General features: G+C 72.4%; 19 protein-coding genes. 13 read left to right on the top strand and 6 right to left on the bottom strand.

Annotated elements, in window-relative coordinates; all coding sequences use genetic code 11:
* Nucleotides 1-197: 197 nt before the first annotated feature.
* Nucleotides 198-1,004 carry an ATP-grasp domain-containing protein gene (locus L6E12_RS02130; RefSeq protein WP_236226162.1) on the bottom strand — a complete coding sequence of 269 codons (807 nt, stop codon included), beginning with the start codon at nucleotides 1,002-1,004 and terminating at the stop codon, nucleotides 198-200.
* On the opposite strand from L6E12_RS02130, the gene L6E12_RS02125 reads away from it, so the two are divergent.
* Together L6E12_RS02125 and L6E12_RS02120 are read left to right on the top strand one after the other, a co-directional pair.
* The gene (locus L6E12_RS02125) at nucleotides 994-1,287 is read left to right on the top strand and encodes a YkvA family protein (protein WP_236226161.1); all 294 of its coding nucleotides are present in this window, start codon (nucleotides 994-996) and stop codon (nucleotides 1,285-1,287) included. The two genes, L6E12_RS02130 and L6E12_RS02125, sit on opposite strands and share 11 nt — an antisense overlap.
* A 112-nt stretch (nucleotides 1,288-1,399) precedes the next feature.
* The gene (locus L6E12_RS02120; RefSeq protein ID WP_236226160.1) at nucleotides 1,400-2,137 is read left to right on the top strand and encodes a Calx-beta domain-containing protein; all 738 of its coding nucleotides are present in this window, start codon (nucleotides 1,400-1,402) and stop codon (nucleotides 2,135-2,137) included.
* A gap of 299 nt (nucleotides 2,138-2,436) precedes the next feature.
* Here the strand turns inward: L6E12_RS02120 and L6E12_RS34985 are convergent, their stop codons facing one another.
* Nucleotides 2,437-5,454, bottom strand: coding sequence for a BTAD domain-containing putative transcriptional regulator (locus L6E12_RS34985; RefSeq protein ID WP_308073974.1), 3,018 nt, complete (start codon nucleotides 5,452-5,454; stop codon nucleotides 2,437-2,439).
* Between the two features lie 115 nt (nucleotides 5,455-5,569).
* Here L6E12_RS34985 and L6E12_RS02100 point away from each other — a divergent pair, with 115 nt between their 5' ends.
* A complete protein-coding gene (locus tag L6E12_RS02100) occupies nucleotides 5,570-6,811 on the top strand; it encodes a hypothetical protein (RefSeq protein ID WP_236226159.1) in 1,242 nt (413 codons plus the stop codon).
* A gap of 63 nt (nucleotides 6,812-6,874) precedes the next feature.
* On the opposite strand, the gene L6E12_RS02095 is transcribed toward L6E12_RS02100, so the two are convergent.
* Complete coding sequence (locus tag L6E12_RS02095) at nucleotides 6,875-8,476, bottom strand: aminotransferase class I/II-fold pyridoxal phosphate-dependent enzyme (protein ID WP_236226158.1); 1,602 nt, start codon at nucleotides 8,474-8,476, stop codon at nucleotides 6,875-6,877.
* Nucleotides 8,473-9,807, bottom strand: a complete 1,335-nt coding sequence (locus tag L6E12_RS02090; RefSeq protein ID WP_236226157.1) for an NAD(P)/FAD-dependent oxidoreductase — start codon at nucleotides 9,805-9,807, stop codon at nucleotides 8,473-8,475. The genes L6E12_RS02095 and L6E12_RS02090 overlap by 4 nt, the downstream gene beginning before the upstream one ends.
* An 873-nt stretch (nucleotides 9,808-10,680) precedes the next feature.
* On the opposite strand from L6E12_RS02090, the gene L6E12_RS02085 reads away from it, so the two are divergent.
* The 3 genes from L6E12_RS02085 (at nucleotide 10,681) to L6E12_RS02075 (ending at nucleotide 13,446) form a co-directional block, all read left to right on the top strand.
* Nucleotides 10,681-11,058: a hypothetical protein gene (locus tag L6E12_RS02085; protein ID WP_236226156.1), complete on the top strand. Its 378-nt coding sequence runs from the start codon at nucleotides 10,681-10,683 to the stop codon at nucleotides 11,056-11,058.
* A 106-nt stretch (nucleotides 11,059-11,164) separates the two neighbouring features.
* Entirely contained in the window at nucleotides 11,165-11,578 is a 414-nt protein-coding gene (locus L6E12_RS02080; RefSeq protein ID WP_236226155.1) for a hypothetical protein, read from the top strand.
* Nucleotides 11,579-11,949: 371 nt separating this feature from the next.
* Nucleotides 11,950-13,446, top strand: coding sequence for a vanadium-dependent haloperoxidase (locus tag L6E12_RS02075; protein WP_236226154.1), 1,497 nt, complete (start codon nucleotides 11,950-11,952; stop codon nucleotides 13,444-13,446).
* A gap of 76 nt (nucleotides 13,447-13,522) precedes the next feature.
* Here L6E12_RS02075 and L6E12_RS02070 read toward each other — a convergent pair whose 3' ends face one another.
* Nucleotides 13,523-14,179: a DUF2306 domain-containing protein gene (locus L6E12_RS02070; protein WP_236226153.1), complete on the bottom strand. Its 657-nt coding sequence runs from the start codon at nucleotides 14,177-14,179 to the stop codon at nucleotides 13,523-13,525.
* A 128-nt stretch (nucleotides 14,180-14,307) separates the two neighbouring features.
* On the opposite strand from L6E12_RS02070, the gene L6E12_RS35240 reads away from it, so the two are divergent.
* The gene (locus tag L6E12_RS35240) at nucleotides 14,308-15,408 is read left to right on the top strand and encodes a sensor histidine kinase (protein WP_236226152.1); all 1,101 of its coding nucleotides are present in this window, start codon (nucleotides 14,308-14,310) and stop codon (nucleotides 15,406-15,408) included.
* Nucleotides 15,405-16,058 (top strand): response regulator transcription factor, encoded by a 654-nt coding sequence (locus L6E12_RS02060; RefSeq protein ID WP_236226151.1) that lies wholly within the window; start codon nucleotides 15,405-15,407, stop codon nucleotides 16,056-16,058. The genes L6E12_RS35240 and L6E12_RS02060 overlap by 4 nt, the downstream gene beginning before the upstream one ends.
* A 46-nt stretch (nucleotides 16,059-16,104) precedes the next feature.
* On the opposite strand, the gene L6E12_RS02055 is transcribed toward L6E12_RS02060, so the two are convergent.
* Nucleotides 16,105-17,430, bottom strand: a complete 1,326-nt coding sequence (locus tag L6E12_RS02055; protein WP_236226173.1) for an FAD-dependent oxidoreductase — start codon at nucleotides 17,428-17,430, stop codon at nucleotides 16,105-16,107.
* Nucleotides 17,431-18,039: 609 nt separating this feature from the next.
* On the opposite strand from L6E12_RS02055, the gene L6E12_RS02050 reads away from it, so the two are divergent.
* The 5 genes from L6E12_RS02050 to L6E12_RS02030 all read left to right on the top strand — a co-directional run bounded on the left by L6E12_RS02050 (nucleotide 18,040) and on the right by L6E12_RS02030 (nucleotide 21,623).
* The gene (locus tag L6E12_RS02050; protein WP_236226150.1) at nucleotides 18,040-18,567 is read left to right on the top strand and encodes a hypothetical protein; all 528 of its coding nucleotides are present in this window, start codon (nucleotides 18,040-18,042) and stop codon (nucleotides 18,565-18,567) included.
* The gene (locus tag L6E12_RS02045; protein ID WP_236226149.1) at nucleotides 18,560-18,901 is read left to right on the top strand and encodes a hypothetical protein; all 342 of its coding nucleotides are present in this window, start codon (nucleotides 18,560-18,562) and stop codon (nucleotides 18,899-18,901) included. The genes L6E12_RS02050 and L6E12_RS02045 overlap by 8 nt, the downstream gene beginning before the upstream one ends.
* Before the next feature lie 14 nt (nucleotides 18,902-18,915).
* Nucleotides 18,916-19,644 (top strand): hypothetical protein, encoded by a 729-nt coding sequence (locus L6E12_RS02040; RefSeq protein WP_236226148.1) that lies wholly within the window; start codon nucleotides 18,916-18,918, stop codon nucleotides 19,642-19,644.
* Nucleotides 19,645-19,671: 27 nt separating this feature from the next.
* Complete coding sequence (locus L6E12_RS02035; protein WP_236226147.1) at nucleotides 19,672-20,280, top strand: hypothetical protein; 609 nt, start codon at nucleotides 19,672-19,674, stop codon at nucleotides 20,278-20,280.
* A gap of 236 nt (nucleotides 20,281-20,516) precedes the next feature.
* Nucleotides 20,517-21,623 carry a winged helix DNA-binding domain-containing protein gene (locus L6E12_RS02030; RefSeq protein WP_236226146.1) on the top strand — a complete coding sequence of 369 codons (1,107 nt, stop codon included), beginning with the start codon at nucleotides 20,517-20,519 and terminating at the stop codon, nucleotides 21,621-21,623.

The raw sequence follows: 21,623 nt of genomic DNA, 5'->3' as shown, positions 1-21,623 counted from the left end.
GGCTCCCGGCTCCCGGCTCCCGGCTCCCGGCTCCCGGCTCAACATCGAATTCTACCAGCTCAGCGGTGTTTTGATCTTGGGAAGTTGACCCGGGGCGCCGTTCCGGATGGGGGGATCGCCCTGGCACCGCGCCAGTCTACGTGCCGGGTCCGCCCCGCCGGATCGCGCATGAGGGCACCGACCACCCGGGCCGCGGGTCACCCCGTCGGCCGGAGGAAACGCCGGTCGTGCGCGCCGATCGACTCCACCGGCCGCGCCGCACGCGTGATCACGTCCAGCACGACCGAGGGGTCCGAGGTGTAGCAACCGCTCGCCCAGGCGGCGTTCGCCTCGATGACCGCCCACCGCCCGTCGATCGTGCCGACGTCGACCACGATCGCGCTGGGCAGGGTGTCCCCGACCGCCCCGAGCAGTTCGGTCCCGAAAGCCACGGCGTCCCGCGGCGCCTGCCCCAGGGAGCGCGACCCGGCACTCGCGTAGCGACTGGCGGCGACCACGGCGGAATCCAGCACGTGCAGGCGGACCTCGGTGTCGAACCCGACCACGTCCGACACCAGGACCGGCGTGTCCGGCTCAACGGCGTCCGCCCCCGGCAACTTGGTCCCGTCGCCGTACACCATCGCCCGGATGCCCTTGTCGTTCGGCGACTTCGCGAACACCGGGTGCCGCACCGCCCACGCCTCGCGGATGGTCGTCAACCGCACGTCCCGCCGCGTGAACTCCTCCGGCAACCGGGCCAACCAGTCCACCGGCGCCTCCAGCAACCCGATCCCCAGCGCGGGCGCCACGACGTCGGCGAAGCTCGGGCCCGCGTGCACGTGGTGCCCGACCACCCCGTCCGGCACCTCGAACGTCGGCAGCCGCACCGTCCGCAGCCCCCGCTGCGCGGCGGCGTCCCGGATCGCCTCCGCACTGGCGGTCAGCCGAGGGGGCAGGACCAGGACAGCGGGTAGCGTGGGCCGCGTCGTCCCCGCCACCCCTTCGGAGCCTGTGATGAGTGACATCCCCTGGGGTCCTCTCCTGATCACCATCGCCGTGGTCGGCGGGGTCGTCGTCCTCGGCCTGCTCTTCGCCCTGTGGCGCAAGTACCGGATGATCCGCAGCGCCGAGACCCCGCTCCCCGCCAAGGTCGCGTTCTGGGGGTCGATCGCCTACACCGTCTTCCCGATCGACCTCCTGCCCGACCCGATCCTCTTCGACGACATCGGCGTGCTCCTCGGCGCCCTCACCTACATCACCACCACCGTCCGCAAGGTCCGGCGCGGCAAGGAAGGCCGACCGGGCTGACCACGATCGGCAGCCGCCTTCGACAGGCCCCGGGCCCTTCACAACCGACTCACAACGGGGGCCGACTACCAATGGACCCGCAGGTCGGAGACACCAGAGGGGACGAAGGATCATGCGGAAGGCGATGCTGGGGGTTGTGGCGGTCATCCTGGGGCTGGGGGCGGTGCCCGGGGTGGCGGCAGCGGCGAGCGGGTGCGAGGTGGCGATCCTCGACACCGCCATGTACGAGGGGAGCCTGGGCGGGGCCAAGATGGGCTTCGGCGTGACCGCGACGGAGGGCTGCGCCGGGACGGTCAAGTACCGGACGGTGGTGACCCCGGCCGGGGAGGGGGTGGCGAACACCCCCGAGGACTACACGGCGGTCAGCGGTGTCCTCGCGGTCAGCGGCGGGGCGCCGATGTCGGTGCAGGTGCCGGTCGTGCCGGACCAGAAGGTCGAGCCCGACGAGGTGGTGCGGGTGGAGCTGTACGAGGCGAGCGGGGTGGCGATCACCCGGGCGGTGGCGGTGGGGAAGATCCTCAACGACGAGGGGGTGGTCCTCGGGGTCGACGCCGGGAAGATCTACTGGGGACCGGAGCACGTGGACATCCCGGTGGACATCAGCGCCGCTCCGGAGGCTCCGGTGACCGTGCACTTCCGGACTCGGAACGGGACGGCGGTCGACGGGGTGCACTACAGCTCGGTTCGGGGGGTTCTCACGTTGGAGCCCGGGAGCACTTCGGCGGTTGTGTCCGTGCCTCTGTTGGCTGGGGCCGACTTGGAGCCTGGTGCTTACTTCTACTTCGAGCTGTTCGACCCTTCGGCTGGGGTTGTCGGTACTGCGCGGGTTTCGGTGACTGTTCGGCCGTAGGTGGTGCCTGAGTGGATCCGTCTGCCCTGTTTGAAGCGCCGGTCGTCTAGTGGTGGTGCCCGGGCGGGTGGATCCGCTCGGGCCTTTGCGTAGCCGGGCCTGCGGTTGCGGGGTGGCCGGCTTTCGCTGCGCCCGATGGGGTTTCGGGCGGCTGGCCGCCTTGTCTGCGGTTGGTGGGGTGGTCGCCTGCTGCGCCCGCCGGGGTTCGGTTTGGCAGGCGGGCCGGGCTGGCGGGTGGTCGGCTCCGGGGGCGGGCGGCGGTGGGGGACGTGGGCCCGTCCACGGGGGACGGGCCCACGTCAGGGGCCCAGCAGGGACTCGGCCTCTGCGGTGGCGTTCGCCTGGGCGTACAGGCGGGCGGCGGTTTCGCGGTGCCTGCGGGCGGTGGTGGGGTCCTCGCGGCGCTGGGCCACCTCCGCGAGGTCGCGGTGGAGGTGGGCCTCCTCGAAGTGGTCGGGGACGCGTTCGCGGATGGCCTGGGCTGATTCCAGGTGGGTTTGGGCGGTGGGCAGGTCGTTCGCGAGCAGGTGGGCTCGGCCCAGGTGGCCGAGGGCGCAGGACTCGCCGTGGCGGTCGCCGACCTCGCGGCTGATGGCCAGGGCTTCCTCGAAGCGGTGGCGGGCCTGGTCGTGGTGGCCGAGGTCGAGGTGGGCGATGCCGATGTCGAGGAGGGTTTCCCACTCCAGCCAGCGGTCGCCGATCTCGCGGCAGATGTCCAGGGCTCGGTGGAAGTGCCCCAGGGCCTGTTCCTGCTCGCCGGTTTGCAGGTGGGCCTCGCCCAGGGCGTCCAGGGTGCCTGCTTCCAGCCTGCCGTGGCCGAGTTCGCGGAAGCCCGCCAGGGCCTCGTGCAGTGGGGTGAAGGCCGACTCGGCGCGGCCCATCTGGGTGTAGGTGTGGCCCAGGTTGCGTTGGGACAGCGCCTTTCCCAGTGCGTGGCCCGCGGTGGCGCAGCGTTCGACGGCCAGCAGGTGGGCGGTGACGGCCTCGTCGAAGCGGCGCAGTTCGGCGTAGATGTTGCCCATGTTGTTGTGGATGTGGCCCTGGCCGACCACGTCGTCGATGGTGTGGGCGACGCGCAGGGCCTGTTCGCTGGTGGTGAGGGCGTCGTGGAGTCTGCGGGTCATGGAGTAGGCCACGCCCAGGGCTCGCAGCATCTCCGCCTCCGCCGCGGGCTCGCCCAGTTCGGCGGCTGCCGCGGCGCCCTGCTTGCACAGCTCGACGCGTTCGTGCCAGTGGCCGGTGGCGTCGTAGAAGCTGGTGAGCAGGTAGGTCAACTGCCAGGCCGCGGTCAGGTGGCCGCCCGCCCTGGCCTGCTGCACCACCGGCACCAGGTTGCCCCGCTCCGCCTCCAGGAAGGCCAGGGCGCCGTGCTTGTCGGCGAACGGCAACTCGGCCGGGACGTGGTGCACGACCGGGGTGACCTGGTCGCGTTCGGGGTCGACCAGGCGGTTCGCCGCGTCGGCCACCGCCAGGTACCAGTCCACCAGGCGGTCGGTGACGTCGCAGCCGGGTTCGCGGACGTCGACGGACTGGCGGGCGAACTCGCGGATGAGGTCGTGGAAGCGGAAGCGGCCGGTGCCCGCCCTGGTGACCAGGTGCGAGGCGGCCAGCTCCGCCACGGCCCGCCTGCCGTCGGCGGGGCTCAGGCCGCCCAGCGCGGCGCCCAGGTGGGTGCTGAAGGTGGGGCCCGGGTGCAGGCCGAGCCTGCCGAACACCCGCGCCGTGCCCGCGGGCAGGGGCTCGTAGGCGCTGGCCAGCACGGTGCGCACGGTGCGGGAGTCCCCGTCGACCACCAGGCCGTCGAGCCGGTGGGGGCCGGTCAGCTCGGCGGCGAACTCGGCGATGGGCCGCGCCGGGTCGCCGACCAGCCGGGCCGCGGCGATGCGCAGGGCCAGCGGCATGCCGCCGCAGAGGCGGGCCAGCCGGGCCGCTGAGCCGGACTCCCGCTCCACCCGGTTGCCGCCGACCACGTTGCCCAGCAGGGACACCGCCTCGTCGTCGCGCAGGGCGTCGACCACGACGACGCGGGTGGCGTGCCGGGCGGCCAGCGCGGCCATGCCGAGGCGGCTGGTGACCAGCAGCAGGTTCCCGTCGCCGCCCGGCACCAGTCGGAGCACGTCCTCGACGCTGCCTGCGTTGTCCAGCACGACCAGGCACCGCCTGCCGTGCAGCAGCGAGCGGTACAGCGCGGCCCGCTCGTCGGGTTCGGCGGGGATGCGGTCGTCGGGCACGTCGAGCACCCGCAGCAGGTGGGCCAGGGCGCTGTGGGCGGGCACGGCCCGCCGCGGGTCTTGGCCGCGCAGGTCCACGAACAACTGCCCGTCGGGGAAGCGGTCGACCACCCGGTGGCCCCACTGCACCGCCAACGACGTCTTGCCCATGCCCGCGGGCCCGGTGATCACCACGATCGGCGGTTCGTCGGCGGTGGCCAGCACCTCGTCCAGGGCGGCCAGTTCCCCGTCCCGGCCGGTGAAGTGCCCGACCCGCGCCGGGAGCTGCCGGGGCGGGACGGGCGCGGCGGCGGCCGCCGGGGGCGGTGGGTCGAGCACGGGTTCGCGCCGCAGGATCGCGGTGTGCAGGGCGGCCACCTCCGGGCCGGGGTCGACCCCGAACTCCTCGGCCAGCGTGTGCCGCAGCCGCCCGTACACCTCGAGCGCGTCGGTGTGGCGGTTGCAGCGGTACAGGGCCAGCATCTGCAAGCCGACCAGGCGCTCGCGGGTGGGGTCCTGGGCCACCAGCCGGGGCAGCTCCAGGGCGGCCGCCTCGTGCCCGCCGCAGCGGATCTCCGCCTCCCACAGGTCCTCGACCGCCGAACGGCGCAGCTCCCGCAGCCGCTCGACCTCGTGCTCACCCCACCCGACCAGGGCCGCGCCCGCGAACGGTTCGCCCCGCCACAGCCCCAGCGTCGAGCGCAGCCCCTGCGCCGCGCGCTCGGGCGCACCGCCCGCCAGGTCGCGGCGCGCGGTGGCGACCAGCTCGGCGAAGCGGTGGGCGTCGACGCACCCGGCGGGCAGGTCGAGCAGGTAACCGGACTCCCGGGTGCCGAGCACCGGCGGGGCGCCGCAGGCGGCCAGCGCCTGCCTGATCCGCGCGACGTGGCTGTGCAGCGTGCGCAGGGCGGTGCGCGGCGGGTCCTCGCCCCAGAGCACCTCCACCAGGCGGTGGAAGGGCAGCACCTCGCCCGCGTGCAGCGCCAGGACGCCCAGCACGGCCCGCTGGCGGGTGCCCGACAGCTCGGCCTCCCCGTTCGGGCCGTGCGCGGAAACCGGCCCCAGCACCCGGACCTCGCACTGCCCGACCTGCTCGGTGCCGGTCACCGCGTTCCCCGCGAACGGACCACAACAGCAGCACAACAGGCCGACAACGTCGCCTCCGTAGACCTATGAGTGCACGGCGGGCGGCGCTCGCCGATCAACCAGGAAAGGTTTCCCGATGAAAACACACCTCCGTTCTCGTTCGTACCCCGCGTGGCGCTACGCCCTGCCCGCCGTGGCGGTGGCCGCGGCGATGACCGCGACCCTGGTGTCGCCCGGCGCCGTCCAGGCCGTCGCCGACACGGCCGTGACCGCTGAGGACGCCGACTACCCGACCGCCGAGGGACCGGGTGACCTGCGGGACCCCCAGGCCCTGATCATCGCCCAGGAGGCCGACCAGGCGTTCCGCCTGTCGCTGACCACCGCCGCGGCCAACCCGGACCAGGTGTTCCCGGCGGGCTCGATCGAGGCGATCCTCCAGGCGGGTGTGCGCTCGCTGCCCGCCGAGCGCCAGGAGCGGACCCGCCGCGGCGCCCAGTCCCTGCTGGCCGCCGACGTCGACACCCGGGTCGCCGAGTTCGGCCGCTACGGCCGCCTCGACCCCGCGGAGTACGCCCGGCTGGGCTTCGAGGGCGCCTTCCGCGACCTGCCGGTCGACTGGGCGGCCCTGCGCCGCAGCCTGCAGGCTGAGGCGGACCGGGTGGAGGCCGAGTCGGCCACCACCACCCGGCACGCGCTGGACGTCGCCGCGGCCGAGGGCGTCGACCCGACGGCGGCGAACTCGTCGCTCAAGGGCCTGAGCCTGCAGATCAGCTCCATCAAGGCGGTGAACTCCAACGAGTACTTCGGCGACGAGATCAGGCTCGGCGGCAGCACCGTCGACCACAAGGGCGTGACCAAGAAGATCGCCCCGTTCACCGTGATGAACGACTTCGACTCCGGTGAGATCAAGGTCTACCAGCCCTCGCTGACGTTCTCCTACGCCAACCTGATCGGCCACGAGGCATCCGCCCCCGCCACCGTCTGCGACGTGCTGCTCATGGCCGACGCCGACTACGGCGGCTTCGCCGACGCGGTCAACGCCGCCTGGGAGAAGGTCCAGGCCCAGGTCCTCGGCGCGATCGAGGACCTCATCGGCACCGCGCTCAGCGTGTACCTGTCCAAGGTGCTCGCGGGCCTCCTCGGCAAGGTCATCTCCTGGCTCGTCGGCAAGCTCCTCGGCTGGCTCATCAAGCTCTTCATGGACGACGTGTTCACCCCCGCCAAGGCGTGCATGACGATCCCGCACCGCTACGCCCACATGTACGACAACAACAAGCTCGCGGGCTGGGACAACCTCCGCACCTCGACCAAGTCCATCTGGTTCACCGCGTCGAGCACTTCCTACCGGATGAACGTCCACTGGAAGGTGCACGTCTGATCCGACCTGCCGGACCAAGGCCGTGAGCGGGGGAAGTCCCCGCCCACGGCCTTTCCGCGCGTACTAGAACGAGTTGCCGAACGCGCTGGACAGGTACTCCTTCGCGTCGCGCAGGGCCTCGGCGATGATGCGCGCCGCCTCCCGGGCCTGCTCGGGTTCGTGCGCGGCCTGCACCTGCAACCGGAAGCGCGAGGCGCCGGTCGGGGTGACCGGGAACTCGACCATGAACGCGAGCACCCCGCGGTCGAACAGCAGGCGGTTGACCGTCCGGGCCAGCTTCTCGTTGCCGATCAGGACCGGCACGATCGGGCTGGGGGAGCCCATGCAGGTCAGCCCGCGGGTGGTCAGTTCGTCGCGCAGGGCGTGGATGGCGGAGAACAGGCGCCCGCGCAGGGCGTCGCCCTCGTCGGTGCGGATGATCTCGGCTGCTTTGAGCACCACCGCGGTTTGCATGGGGGACAGGGCGTTGGAGAAGAAGTGGGAGCCCGCGAACATCTTGATGTACTGCTTCACCGCGGGGGACCTGGCCGCGACGAAGCCGCCGTTGGAGGCGAAGGTCTTGGAGAACGCCCCCATGACCAGGTCGACCTTGCCCACCATGTCCTGCACGCCCAGGACGCCGGTGCCGCCGGGGCCCATCGAGCCCAGGTCGTGCGCCACGTCGACGAGCAGGGTCGCGTCGTGGGCGTGGCAGACCTCCTGGAGCGCGGCGACGTCGGGCCAGTCGGCGTCCACCGAGAACAGGCCGTCGGTGATGACCATGATGCCGTTGCGGGAGTCGGTGGCGCGGATGCGGGCCAGGTGGGTGCGCACGGCTTCGACGTCGAGGTGGGTGTAGCGGGTGATGTTCCTGGTGGCCGCCCGCGCCCCCGTTTGCAGGCACGAGTGGGCGAGGCGGTCGATGAGGATGTGGTCCTCCTGGCGGACCAGGCCGGTGACGGTGCCGAAGCCCGCGGACCACCCGTTGGAGAACAGCGTCACGTGCTCCAGGCCGACCAGCGCGCCGAGGGCCGCCTCCAGCTCGTCGGAGATGCGGGTGTTGCCCAGCACCATCGGCGATCCGGCGCTGTGCGGGCCGAAGTCGCGCATCGCCCGGACCGCCGCTTCCCGGATCTCCGGGTGGGCGTTGAACGACAGGTAGTCCTGGGAGTTGAAGTTGATGCCCCGGGCGGGTTTGCTCAGGTCGTTGGTGATGGTCGCGACCCCGCCGGGCGCCGCCTCCAGGACCCGGGAGTACTGCCAGGTCTCGGTGCGCCTGCGCGCCTGCACCCAGCCGTGGAACTCCTCGGTGCGGCCGAGCAGGTTGGCGCCGACGGGTCGGAAGAAGTCGTAGGCGTTCTTGTCGAGCGCGTAGTCCTCGTCGGGGTCGATCGCGGGTGCGGCCGCCGTCGCCGGTTCCCACATCGGTTCCAGGTCGGCGCGGATCGCCGGGTAGTCCTCGTCGAAGAACCGGGCCGCCGCCTCCGCCGGGAGGGTGTCCAACTCGTCCAGGTCCTCCCAGGGGATGTGCGAGGCCCAGTTCCGCATCATGTCCGACACCTCGCGCGCTGCCGCGGCGACCGCTTTGGCAGCGGCGAGCGGGTCGGTGGCGGCGGTGTCGGCCGCGGCGATGACGGCGGCGACGACCTCGCCGTCCTCGCGCTCGTGTGCGGAGGTGCCGGTCACCGGGCCACCTCGGCTTCCGCGCGCAGGAAGGGGTTGCGGTGGTGGTCGCGGTAGGTCGCCTCGAAGTCGGCGAACACGCCGTGGTCGCGCGAGGACTCCCTGGCCGTGTCGTTGAGCAGGAACACGTTGGACGGGTCGAAGAACTCCGAGACCGGCGCCACGTCGACGTGGGTGGCGATGAAGCGGTCGATCTCGGCCTGGTTGCCGCGCAGGATCGAGAAGAGCTGCAACTCGTCGTGCCGCAGCGGTTTCATCTCCGCGAGCGTGCACACGTAGTCGTAGTAGGCGGCGGCGGTCTGGCTGCGCCGCTTGGCGGCGTACCCGGCCATCGCCGTGTCCCGGTCGGACTCCCCGCCGAGCCACCGGCCGATCGCCTCAGCGGCCAGCTCCGCGTCGCGCAGGGCGTGGGTGATCCCCAGCGCGGTGCACTGGTCCTTGAACGACTCGGCGTCGCCGACGAGCACCCAGCCGGGCCCGTGCAACTGCCGCAGGTACGCGGCCTGGTCGAGCGTCCCGTAGAAGCGCTCCTCCCGGGTGGCCGCCGCGACGGTGCCCGCCGCCTCTTCGCTGATCAGCCCGAGGGCGCGGTGGAAGTTGCCCTCGACGTCAGCCCGGAACTGCGCGGCCCACTCGCTCGGCCCCCACACCAGCACCATGGTCTGCCCGTGGTTCGTCGAGGCCATCGCCATCCCCAGCCTGCCCCGGCGGTGGATCTGCGCGGGGGCGTCGGGGATGCCGCTGAAGTAGCTCCAGTAGGCGAAGGTGCACCGGGGGCGCTCGTCGAACTTGTCGATGCCGAGAGCGCGCGCGACGAACGAGTTCCGCCCGTCGGCCCCGATCACCACCCGCGCGTGCTCGACCGTGCCGTCCCGCCCCCTGACGCCGACGACGGTGCCGTCGTCGTCCCGCAGCAGTTCCTCGACGGTGTACCCCTCGCGGAACTCCACACCGGCCGCGACCGCGTTGTCGATCAGGAGCTTGTCCAGCACGTGCCTGCGGACCGAGAAGTACTCCGTGGTGATCCCGTGGTCGTCGCCGTGCAGCAACCGGAACTGGTTGCGCAGGAGCTCCTCGGGAACGCTGCCGCGCAAGGCGATCCCGTCGTTGACGATGGTCACTTCGGAGTGCGCGGGTGTCACGGCTCTGACCTGGTCCAGCACGCCCAAGCGGTTCAGGTGGGAGGCACCGTGCGGCCAGATGAAGTGCGTGGACAACACGTCACTGGGGAACCGCGATCGGTCCACCACCAACACCCGGCGCCCCTGCCGGGCCAGGTGCGTCCCGACAGCGGCGCCCGCGCACCGACCACCGATCACAACAGCGTCATACATGCGGCCATCCCAACAGGAACCCCCCACCCTGTACAGGGCCGAACGGCCGAGCGCAGCCCCTGTGTCCACAACCGGTGTTCCACGGGTCAACTGAGCCCCGGACGTCAGTGCCCAGGGAGAACGCGAGGTTGCAGTGGCCACGCCGGTCATCGGTGTCCACCCTGATGGTGGGCCCGAGGATTTGCTGCGAGGTGACGGGGAGCGGGAATCCACCCTGGTTGCCGCACTGCCGCCCGTCGCCGCCGAGGCTGCCCTCCCAGCGGTGGTTCAGCGCCAACCCGGTGAGGTTGCCCGCCAGGTCACGAACACCCTCGGTGAGTCCCGAACCCGGCCGCGGGTGCGCCACCACTCTCCAGAGAGTCCCTCCCGAGGGCAATCCTCCATCCGGTTGTCAACGGACCGCACACCGCGCGCCCGGGTGCGGTTCGGGATTGCGCGCCCGTGCTCGTCGAGCCCACCGGGGGCACCGACGTCCTGCGGGCCGCCGTGCCGCACCACGTGGTCGAGGACACCGACTGCGCGCGGAGATCAAGTCCGAGGACCCCGGAACTGTTCCCGGATCGCAGGTGGGGCCGAGGCGAGGATGGCGGACGCCACACGGCGGTTGTCGCCGTCCGGAGCCTGGGTGAGCGCCCAGCGCAGGAGGGCGATGGCGTGGGGGAACGCAACAGCGCCTCGGCCGGGTCCTCGATGGACTCCACCAGGGCGATGTCCGCCGGACGAGCCGTCACGCGCAGGCGGGCGGGGGACGTCCGGACCGATGTGTACCCGAGGACGACTCCCCTGATGCGTGCCCCCACTTCCGGCCACGGTTGTTCCCGCTGAGCCCAGTCCCGAACGCGGTGCGCCGCGGCGCCGACCGGGCGCGAGGTGGTGGAGGCGGTGCTGCTCGCCCACGTCGAGACGCAGGTCCGGAACCGGGCGGTGCAGCAGCTCCTGTTCGCCGACGCCGACCGCGCGGCGGCTTTCCTGGCCTACCACGTCGAACCGCGGCTGACCGCCATCGTCGACCGCGCCAGGGCCGAGAACACCGTCCGGCACGACTTCACCGCCGACATCCCCCTGTTCGCCTACGCCGCAGGCCGGGTCGCGGCGGACCTGCCGGGCACCGGCGCCGGGTTCGCCCACCGCCACCTCGAACTGCTCATCGAGGGCCTGGCACCGGTGCCCGTCCCGCCACCGCTGCCCCGACTCGGGCTTCGCGGAGTTGCTGCGCGCCGGAGGCAGGACGCCGCGGTGAGCGGCCGCTGAGCGGTCGGCAGCGCGATCCGGGGGACCTCGTCCCCGAGCGCGGAGAAGCCCGGTGGGTGGATCCTGGTGGGGATGATCTTCGTCGGAGTGACCGTGGGGGTTGACCGTGGACGACAAGGACCAACTGCGGCAGACGTTGCGGTCCGCCCGCATCGTGCTGTCCATCCAGGCCGTGCTGGCGACCGCGACCTGTGTGGTCCTGCTGCTGGACGCGGTCGGGCAGGCGCGTGACGGTTCGGCGGAGACCTCGGTTCCGGGGTTCTCGCTCATTGGCAGCGTGGTCGTCGCCGTCGGTCTGCTCGTCTCGGCGGTGTTCCTGCTGCGCCACGCGTGGGCGCGGGTGCTCGCGCTCGTCATCGAGGTCTTCGGCGCGGTGCTCGCGGTGCTGACCCTCGTCGAGGGGGACGTCCTGGCGGGCTTGAGCAGGCTCGTGTTGGCCGCCCTGGTCATCGTCGGAGTGGTCCAGTACGAACTGGGGCGCAGGCATGCCACCGCGACCCCTCCCGAGGGGCCCGCCTGACGGTGCGACCCGGTCACTTGCCGATGCCGGAGGCTTCCCTGGCGACGACCTGGCGGGTGGTGGGGACGCCGGTAGTGACGGCCCAGGCCGTCGACGACCCCTGCCGACGACGTGCGCTGCCTCGACCTGGCCCGGGTGATGGCGGCAGGTCCCACTGGCTGGCCGAGCACGTCCCGCGCGGGTCGGTCACCGCCCTCGACACCTCCGAGACGGATCGAGTGATGGTCCCCGCCGCCCTGGAGGCCGCCGTCGGGGTACCGGTCGCGGACTTCACCCGTTCGGCCGCTGATGTCGATCACCGACGGTGGTCTCCTGGAAGGACGGCCCCTGGGGAGAGGCCATCCGGAGTACTTCGATGTGGGGGGAACACCATGAACGATCGCTGTGCGCTCGCGCGCGCTTCCAGACTCGCCGCCGCCGACGTCCTGACCCGGCAGCCGTGGCCGGACCACGTGAGCAACGGCGAGGAGGGGGATTACCCCTTCATCGCCAGCTACAGCAAGGGGCTGCCGCACGACGACACCGGGGAGGTCGTGCCCGAGGCGTACAACGCGCTGCTGCGCGCGGTGACCACCGGTTCGCCGGAGGACTTCGAGCGGGTCCCGGCGCCGGGCCGCAAGCTGGTCAACCCGCAGTCGGGCCTGGCCTTCGACGCGCAGGGCCCGGATGCGCAGTCGACGCCCATGCCGCCCGCGCCGCGCCTGGACAGCGCCCGGCACTCCGCGGAGATGGTGGAGCTGTACTGGATGGCGCTGTGCCGCGACGTCCCGTTCGACGAGTTCGACACCAGCGCCCTGGCCGACCAGGCGGCGACGGAGCTGTCCTCGCTGTCGGACTACCGCGCGCCGAGGCAGGGCGGCCGGATCACCCCGGCCACGCTGTTCCGCGGCGACACCCGGGGCGACCTGCGCGGCCCGTACCTGTCGCAGTTCCTCTACCGCGACATCCCCTACGGCACCCTGCTCGTCACGCAGAAGCACGACACCGTGCGCGCCGACCGCGACTTCATGACCGGGTTCGCCGAGTGGCTGGCCGTGCAGCGCGGCACCGCGGTGACGCCGATCAAGCGCGACCACAAGCGCCGCCGCCACCTGCGCACCCCGCGCGACCTGGCCAACTACGTGCACTTCGACGCGCTGTACGAGGCCTACCTCAACGCTGCCCTGATCCTGACCGGCCTCGACGCCCCGGTGGACAACGGGAACCCGTACCGGCACTCGGCCAACCAGGAGGGGTTCGGCACCTACGGCGCGCCGCACCTGCTGACCCTGGTCACCGAGGTCGCCACCCGCGCGCTCAAGGCGGCGTGGTTCCAGAAGTGGTTCGTGCACCGCAGGATGCGCCCGGAGGCGTTCGGCGGCCGGGTGCACGCCCACCTGAGCGGCCTGCGCGACTACGGCATGATCGACGCGGAGGTGCTGGACTCCGCCGCGGTGAAGCTGACCCACGAGAAGTTCGGCTCTTTCCTGCTGCCGCAGGCGTTCCCGGAGGGCTCACCGCTGCACCCGGCCTACGGCTCCGGCCACGCCACCGTCGCGGGCGCGTGCGTCACGGTCCTCAAGGCGTGGTTCGACGAGTCCTGGGTCCTGCCCGACCCGGTGGTGCCCGACGCGTCGGGCACGTCGCTGGTGCCCTACGAGGGTCCCGACGCCGACCGGCTGACCGTCGGCGGGGAACTGGACAAGGTGGCCGCCAACATCGCCTCGGGCCGCAACATGGCGGGTGTGCACTGGCGCACCGACTACAGCGAGGCGGTGCTGCTGGGCGAGGCGGTGGCCATCGGCGTGCTGCGCGACCAGGTGCGCGTCGGCCACGAGGCGGCGTCGTTCGGCCTGACCCGCTTCGACGGGCGGCGCATGACGATCTGACCGGCTGGGCCGGGGTCCGGTGCTCCCGCCCCGGACCCCGGCCCCGGCGGGTGCCCCACCGGGGCCGGGGTCGAACTCACCGCGGCAGGTGCGCGGCGCGGCGGTCGCGGAGCAGCAGTTCGACCACGACGAGGTTGGGGACCCAGGCCAGGAACGGCACGACCCGGTACGCGGTGAGGAAGTCGCCGGTCAGCGGCACCAGCGCGACCAGCCAGAGCCGCAGGGTCACCGCGGCGTAGGTGAGTGCGAACGCCCGCAGCGCCCACCGCCGGTGGGCGGTGACCGCGCCGCGGCGGATCGCCCGCAACCCCAGGGCCGCGAAGGTCAGCCACAGCACGGCCAGCAGGCCGAACCCGGCCACGCCGACCGGGCCCGCGAGGTTGTGGGGTGCGAGCACGAGTCCTGAGGCGGCGCCGATCCCGATGGCCGCCAGCGCCGCCCGCCCGGTCCACCGGTGCAGGCGCGGGGCCCGGGACCGGATGCGGGCGGAGAGCTGGATCGGCGACAGCAGCAGGGCGAGCCCACCGCCGGTCATGTGGGCGTAGAGGCACAGCCGCAGCCACGCGGGCCGGTCGGCGTAGTTCGCGGCGAGTTCGCTGCCGTCCGCGGCGAGGTCGTCCAGCGGCTGCGCCACGTAGGGCAGCAGGGCGAACACCGCGATCGCCACGGCCGTCAACGCGAGCCACCACACCCCCGCCAGCCGCCACGGGGTCGGGCCTGTCGTCGTTGCCATGCGCGGCTCCCTCTCGTCGGTGCCGCAACGGTAGGAGTTCGACGGCCCCGGCTCGCCCCTCTCGCTGGGGCAGTCGCCTCCCTCCTGCGAGGGAGGCTGCGGGAGGTGTGCCGAGTGCAGGATGGACCGTGCGGAAATCCCAGCTCTGGCAAACCCTCGGATTCGTGGTCGTCGCGGTCGCGGCGAGCGTGCTCACCTCCGCCGGACCGCCCTACCGGGCCGCGGACGCGCTCGGGGTGGGGTTCGCGGTCGTGGCCGCGGGGTGCCTCCTGTGGCGGCGGGCCGCGCCGATCCCCGTGCTCGGGGCGACGGCACTGGTGGTGGTGGCCAACGCCGCGGCCGGGTACCCGCCGACGGTGGTGCCGTGGGCGACGTGGGTCGCGCTGTTCACCTGCTTCTCCGTGTGCACCCGGCGGTACCGCGCGGTGGCGGTGGCCGTCACCCTGGCCGCCGTGGTGGGCTACGCCGTGTTCGACCGCGGGGAGGTCCAGGTGGAGACGGTGTTCGGGGTGGCGATGACCTTCCTGATCGCCGTGGTCGCGGGCGACGCCGTCCGCAGCCGCGGTGCGGCCGCCGCGGCCGAGCAGGCCCGGCAGCGCGCGGAGGAGCGCACCGAGCTGGCGCGCGAGCTGCACGACTCCCTCGGCCACGCGGTGAACGTGGTGGTCATGCAGGCCGGGGTCGCGCGCCGGGTCTTCGACGACAACCCGCGGTTCGCCAGGGAGGCGCTGGGGCACATCGAGACCGTCGGCCGGGACGCGCTCGGCGAACTGGACCGCCTGGTCCGGGTCGTGCGGGCCGACCGGCCGCCACCCGGGTTGGCCGCGCTGGCCGAGCACGTCCGGGCCGCGGGCCGGGAGCTGCGGCTGCGGGCGGAACAGGTGGAACTGGACGAGGGGCCCGCCCGCGCGCTGCACCGGATCGCGCAGGAGGCGATCACCAACGCGTTGCGGCACAGTGACTCCGGTCGGATCGACGTCCGCCTGCGGCAGGTCGGCGCCACCGCCGTGCTGGAGGTCGTCAACGAGGGCGCCCACCTCCCCGGGGACAGCCCGAGCCGTGGTGCGGGCGGGCCAGGCCGTGGCCAAGCCGTGCCCGGGGGCAGGTCCGGCCACGGCCTGGCCAACATGCGCGAGCGCGCCCGGCTGGCGGGCGGCGAGCTGGAGGCGGGCCCGTTCGAGGGCGGCTTCCGGGTGCGGGCCACCCTCCCGGCCGGGGCCCACCGGTGATCCGGGTCCTGCTCGCCGACGACGACGCCCTGGTGCGCAAGGGCTTGCGCGCCCTGCTCGACGCCGAGGAGGGCATCACCGTCGTCGGCGAGGCCGCCAACGGCCGGGAGGTGGTCCGCGCGGCCACCACCCACCACCCCGACGTCGTGGTGATGGACGTGCGGATGCCGGTCCGCGACGGCGTCTCCGCCACCAGGGAACTCCGCACCACCCACCCGCGCCCCCGCGTCCTGGTCCTCACCACGTTCGACCTCGACGAGGTGGTCGACGACGCGATCGCCGCGGGCGCCGACGGCTTCCTGCTCAAGCGCGCCACCCCCGAGGAACTCGTCGCGGGCATCCGCGCGGTCGCCGCGGGCGACGCGGTGCTGGCCCCCGCGGTCACCCGCAGGCTGTTCGACGCGCACACCGCCCGCACCGGCCCCGACCCCCGGCGAGCCCCCCGCCTCACCGACCGCGAGGCCGACGTGCTCCGGGCGATGGCCACCGGCCAGTCCAACACCGAGATCGCCCGAACGCTGCACCTGTCCGTGGAAACGGTCAAGTCCCACGTCAAGCACGTCCTCGCCAAACTGGGAGTCCGCGACCGCACCCAAGCCGTCGTGTGGGCCTACCGAACTGGCTTCGCCTACCGGGCTCGGGATTCCTGACCCCACTGCGCGCGCCCTCGACCCCCCGGGCTCGCCCACCGGTGGGTCACCGGGCGCGGGAGGCCTTGAGCATCTCCGAGCGGTCCACGACCTTGATGCGCTCGCGGCCGTGGGGTGCGCCGAGGGCCCGTTCGTAGGCGTCGAGGTTCTTCCAGCCCTGCCAGGTGGTGAACTCGATCCCGCGTTCGCGCAGGAACGCCTGCACCGCGCCGGGGTCGGGCTGGGCCGCCGGGCGCAGGGTCGGGGCGTCCGCCAGGAGGGAGGCCACGGTCTCCGAGGAGCAGCCCTTGGTGTGGCCGATGAGGCCGATCGGGCCGCGCTTGATCCAGCCGGACACGTAGACACCGGGCACCAGGTCGTCGTCCATGTCCAGGACGCGGCCCCTGCTGTGCGGGACGGTGTCGGAGACGTGGTCGAACGGGAGGTCCGCCAGGTGCGTGGAGCGGTAGCCCACCGCCCGGTACACCGCCTGCACGTCCCAGTCGTGGAAGGTGCCGGTGCCGCGGACGGTGCCGTCGCCGGTCAGTTCGGTGCGTTCGGTGCGCAGGCCGGTGACGTGGCCGTCGGCGCCCAGGATGGCGGTCGGGGCGTGGAAGAAGTGCAGGTGCAGGCGGCGCGGGCGGGTGCCGACGTCGCGGATGGCCCACTCCTGCAACGTCTTGACCACCATGTCGACCTGCTTGGAGGCCCGGATGGCGGTGAGGGAACCCTCGTCGAACTCGATGTCCTCCGGGTCGACGACGACCTCGACCGTCGGCGAGTGGTCCAGTTCCCGCAGTTCCATCGGGGTGAACTTGGCCTGGGCGGGGCCGCGCCTGCCGAACACGTGCACGTCGGTCACGGCGCTGGCGGCCAGACCGGCGTGGACGTTGTCCGGGATCTCGGTGCTCAGCATCTCCTCGGCGGACTTGGCCAGGACCCTGGCCACGTCGAGGGCCACGTTGCCCGCCCCCAGGACGGCGACCGAACGGGCGGTCAGCGGCCAGTCGCGCGCGACGTCGGGGTGCCCGTCGTACCAGGAGACGAAGTCGGCCGCCCCGTGGCTGCCCGCCAGGTCGACGCCGGGGATGTCGAGCGGCCGGTCGTCCACGGCGCCGGTGGCGAAGACGACGGCGTCGTAGAACTGGCGCAGCTCCTCCAGCTTGAGGTCGGTGCCGTAGTCGACGTTGCCGAACAGGCGCACGCCCGGCTTCTCCAGCACCCGGTGCAGGGCGTCCACGATGCCCTTGATCCGCGGGTGGTCGGGGGCGACGCCGTAGCGGATGAGGCCGAAGGGCGCGGGCATCCGCTCGAAGATGTCCACCCCGACGTCGGCCCCGGACTTGATGAGCGCGTCAACGGTGTAGATGCCGGCGGGACCCGCGCCGACCACGGCGATTCGCAGGGGACGGCTCAACGGGCGCTCCAGGTTCTCGTCGAAGACAGTAAGCACATATTAAGGTAAGGCTTACCTAAAAAGTTGTGATTCTGACTACTCTCGGTGGTCGACGCCGGGTGATCACGCCTTGTGGTCATGTGGTCCAGCGCGGTGGGTGCCGGTCTCCGGGCGCGACCGCGGGCGGGGGTGTGGGTGCTCCTCCGGTGTCCCGGGGGCAACCGGTGGTGGCTTCGCCCCCGGTTGTCCCAAGTGGACCGGGAAGGGTTCGTTGTCCCGGCTGTCGGTCGATTTGCCGAATCGCGCACATCCTCCCCGCGGTGTGCCGCTACGATCGGTTCGTGCCGCATCGAACGTCCACTTCGACCCACCCGCGATCCGGAAGGGGGCGTTGTGCCTCTGGGTCACGTTGAGCTGGCCGGTCTGAACATCCCCGACGACCCGCAGACGAGAGCCCGTTTCGCCGAGCTCACCCGCCCGGGTGGTGTTGAACTGCGGCCCGCTGAGGCGTACGAAGCCCGTGATCCGGGCGGGCTCATCACCGTCACGGTGAACAGGGCGCAGATGGTGACGGATGTCCGCATCCGTCCGCGGTGGTACGAGCAGATGCGACCGGAGGCATTCCCGGCCGCGCTCTACAACACCTACATCACCGCGGTTCAGCGCGCGCTCGCCGTGGAGTTCACCCACCGGCCCCAGGGCCAGGGCGATCCGTCGAGACCGCAGGCGCAGGCGGAGTCCCCGGTGCACCTCGCCGAACTACCCCTCGAGGAGTTCATCGCGAGGACCAGGTCCCGACTCGACGCCATCGACGCCGAGTACGACGCGATCCGACGTCGGGAGCAGGCGCCGCCGGTGGCCACGACCGAGGTCCGGAGTCCACTCGGGTACCTCACGATGCACGTGCGCGACGGCGGCCCGATCGCGATCCACGGCAACCCCCGGGCGCTCGACAACCCGTCCGACACCGTGCTCGCCGAGGAAGCCCTGCACCTGTTCGCCCGGGCGGGCTTCGGCGTCGAACCGGACGAACGACCACGCCCGGCCGCACGGCCGCGCACCGGCGGCGACGTGGCGGACGACGAGTACTTCGAAGGCTTCAAGGTGCTGGGCAAGAGGGGTGAGAATGGCTGACTACAAGGTCGTCACATCGGAGTTGCGCAAAGAGGCCAAGCTCTGGCAGGAGAAAGCGGACAGGGCGGCGCCGATCGTGCAGGCGGTGAAGGAGACCTACCTGACGGCTCCCGCCTTCTTCGTCGGCGACCTCGCGACCCTCGCCGCGGGAATGGTCAACGCCGGACTGGAGGCAGGCCAGTACGAGGAATTCCGCGCCTTCATCGAGAAGGTCCTCCAGGGCGCGGTCACCGAGTTCAACCAGATCGACGTCGCGCTGCGCAGGATCGCGGACGAGTACGACCGCACGGAAAGCGTCAACGAGATCGATCTCGCGAAGTTCTACAGCGTGTAGGAGTTGAGGACCCGATGTCCAGTTCCGGTGAGATGCTCAACCTGTTCGAACGGGGGTTCGAGGGGCTTGAGGACAAAGCCCGGGAGTGCGGCGACAAGTTCAACGCCGCTGTGCACCACATCAACGACTGGCGCTTCGTGCTCGGTCCGGCGATGATCGCGATCCGCCCCGCCCTGGACACCATCCGCGACGGCTTGCTGAAGTTGTTCCAGCTCGTCAGGACCGCTGTGGAACACCACATGCCCGTCGTGTCGCTGATCGTGCAGTCCTTCAACTGGATCGAGAAGGTCCAGGGTCCGGTGAACGGGCTGACCCACCAGAAGACCACGACCTTCCTGGCCAACTACTGGGAGGGCCCCGCGGCCAGTGCGTACGCGGAGCGGGTCACGGCGCAGAACGACGCGATCGGCGCCGTCTCGACGAAGGCGGACGGCGTCAGCAAGTGGCTGATGGACATCGCCAAGTACAACATCGAGTACATGACCGAGCTGGCCAAGATGGCGACGGGCTTCATCGGCGCGCTGGTCACCGCCGCGATCGAGGGGGCGACCGTCGTCGGCATCCCGTTCGCGGTCAAGGACCTCGCCGGCGCCATCGGCACCCTGGTGACCCAGGCGCTGGACAACCTGGTGGGCATCGCGAAGAGGTTCGCGGAGGCGCTCAGCAAGGTTCGGGACATCATGAGCATGATGACCGACGGCAAGCTCCCCGGACAGGGGTGGCCGCAGGCGGTCAGCGGCTGAAGCCGCACCCATCACGAGACAGGGACCATGAGCAGAAACCCCTCGAACGCGTGGCGACCGGTCATCGGTGTGGTGGCCGCGGCGATGGCGCTGGTCAGCGGCTGCGGTGTGGAGCCGATCCGGACGCCCGCGTTCAGCCCGACCACGACCTCGACCACGCCTCCCCCGGCGCCGGTCAAGTACTCCCCCACCGGCTGGAAGGGGTGTCAGGAGGTCCAGCGGAAGCTCGGCGGCGACCTGCCGCCCCCACGGCCGGAAGACGAGCAGGAGGGGCCCGGCTGGTCCCTGCGGATCTGTTCCTTCCAGTCCGATGCCGCACTCGTCGTCCTCAGCATCCAGTACTGGGAGACCACGGAGGACATCACCGGCACCCACCCCGGGGCGGAACGGGCCGAGGAGGACTTCCTCGGCCGGGGGCAGGCGCGCGAGGAGGACAGCGGCCTCGGCCTCGGTTCGGCTGCCCGCTGGAAGCGGGACGACACCACGGGCTGCACCCTGGAGATCCTCGACGGGAACGCGGTTGTGAGCGTGGCGGGCAGCAATCCGAAGGACCCCGCCGAGGGGCGGACCGAGCAGTGCCGGGGACGCGTGCGCGAACTGGCGAAGCAGTTCCACGCCGCCGTGCAGCCGCAGTGACCCGCGGGGGCTTGAGCACCCCCGTGCGCGTCGCCGATCCGCTGGAGCGGGACGTGGTCAGGACGGCCGACCCCACCGACTTCCGGACCGGTTCGCTGCTGCCCGGTGTGGGTTCCGCGCCTTCGTCCCACCCCGCCGCTTCCACGGCGCCGCCGTGACCCGCTGCCGGGTGTTCGCACGGGCGTCCCGGGGGGCGGCGTGTCCGGTGCGGGGCCGCTGTGGCGATACTGCCCGGCATGGCGCTCACCCCCCGCAGGCTCAACCGCAGCACGCTGGCCCGGCAGATGCTGCTGCGGCGGGAGGCCCTCGACCCGGCCGAGGCGGTGCGCAGGCTCGTCGGCCTCCAGTCGCAGCAGCCGGGGTCGCCCTACCTGGCCCTGTGGAACCGGGTGGACGGCGTCACCGCCGAGCAGGTCGACGCGGCCTACCGCGACTTCGACCTGGTCAAGTGCACCCTGCTGCGCGGAACCCTGCACACGGTCCACCGCGCCGACCACGCGCCGCTGCGCGCCGCCGTGCAGCCCACGCTGCGCGCCCACCTGGAGGATGACCGCTTCGCCGCGGAGCCGGACGAGGCCGGGCCGCTGGCGGCAGCGCTGGCGGGCCGGGCCGCCGAGCCCGCCACGAAGGCGGAGTTGGAGTCCTGGCTCGTCGAGCAGGGGCGGCCGGGAACGTGGTGGGGTATGCGCCTCTACGCGCCGCTGTGGCACGCGCCGACCGGGGCGGCGTGGTCGTTCGGCGACCGGCCGAGCTTCGTGGCCGCCCCCGCCCCGGACCTGTCGGAGGAGGCGGTCGCGGCGGGGCTGGCCGAGCTGGTCCGCCGGTACCTGGCCGCCTACGGGCCCGCGACGGTGGCCGACGTGGCCCAGTTCGCCGGGGTGCAGCGCGGGCGGGTGCGGGCGGTGCTGGCCTCGCTCGACCTGGTCGAGCACCCGGCGGAGGCGGGTCCGCCGCTGCTGGACGTGCCCGACGCGCCGCTGCCGGACGAGGACGTGCCCGCCCCGCCGCGGCTGCTGCCCATGTGGGACAACGTCCTGCTGGCCTACCACGACCGCACGCGCCTCGTCCCCGCCGAGCACCGCGGGCACGTCACCAGGGTCAACGGCGACTTCCTGCCCGCGCTGCTGGTGGACGGCCGGGTCGCGGGCGTGTGGCGCCTGGTGGACTCCGGGGTGGAGGTGACGGCGTTCGAGGCGCTGCCGGGAGCGGTGTGGGAGCAGTTGGAGGGCGAAGCCGTGTCGCTGCTGGGGTTCCTGGGGGAGCGGCCGAGCCCGATCCACACCAGACACCTCGCCTGGTGGAAGACCCTGCCCGGGGTCGAGGCGCGCGTGCTGGGCGCGTAA

This window comes from Actinokineospora sp. PR83 (assembly GCF_021056305.1).
Lineage (GTDB): Bacteria > Actinomycetota > Actinomycetes > Mycobacteriales > Pseudonocardiaceae > Actinokineospora > Actinokineospora spheciospongiae.
The sequence above is the reverse complement of the archived record's forward strand: the minus strand, read 5'-3'. Positions and strand labels throughout refer to the sequence as shown.

What these genes read in the sequence shown, in the direction of transcription:
- L6E12_RS02125 (WP_236226161.1), top strand. Translation starts at nt 994, where the DNA reads ATGAGTGACATCCCCTGGGGTCCTCTCCTGATCACCATCGCCGTGGTC.
- L6E12_RS02130 (WP_236226162.1), bottom strand. Translation starts at nt 1,004, where the DNA reads ATGTCACTCATCACAGGCTCCGAAGGGGTGGCGGGGACGACGCGGCCC.
- L6E12_RS02120 (WP_236226160.1), top strand. Translation starts at nt 1,400, where the DNA reads ATGCGGAAGGCGATGCTGGGGGTTGTGGCGGTCATCCTGGGGCTGGGG.
- L6E12_RS02100 (WP_236226159.1), top strand. Translation starts at nt 5,570, where the DNA reads ATGAAAACACACCTCCGTTCTCGTTCGTACCCCGCGTGGCGCTACGCC.
- L6E12_RS02090 (WP_236226157.1), bottom strand. Translation starts at nt 9,807, where the DNA reads ATGTATGACGCTGTTGTGATCGGTGGTCGGTGCGCGGGCGCCGCTGTC.
- L6E12_RS02075 (WP_236226154.1), top strand. Translation starts at nt 11,950, where the DNA reads ATGAACGATCGCTGTGCGCTCGCGCGCGCTTCCAGACTCGCCGCCGCC.
- L6E12_RS02070 (WP_236226153.1), bottom strand. Translation starts at nt 14,179, where the DNA reads ATGGCAACGACGACAGGCCCGACCCCGTGGCGGCTGGCGGGGGTGTGG.
- L6E12_RS02050 (WP_236226150.1), top strand. Translation starts at nt 18,040, where the DNA reads ATGCGACCGGAGGCATTCCCGGCCGCGCTCTACAACACCTACATCACC.
- L6E12_RS02045 (WP_236226149.1), top strand. Translation starts at nt 18,560, where the DNA reads ATGGCTGACTACAAGGTCGTCACATCGGAGTTGCGCAAAGAGGCCAAG.
- L6E12_RS02040 (WP_236226148.1), top strand. Translation starts at nt 18,916, where the DNA reads ATGTCCAGTTCCGGTGAGATGCTCAACCTGTTCGAACGGGGGTTCGAG.
- L6E12_RS02035 (WP_236226147.1), top strand. Translation starts at nt 19,672, where the DNA reads ATGAGCAGAAACCCCTCGAACGCGTGGCGACCGGTCATCGGTGTGGTG.
- L6E12_RS02030 (WP_236226146.1), top strand. Translation starts at nt 20,517, where the DNA reads ATGGCGCTCACCCCCCGCAGGCTCAACCGCAGCACGCTGGCCCGGCAG.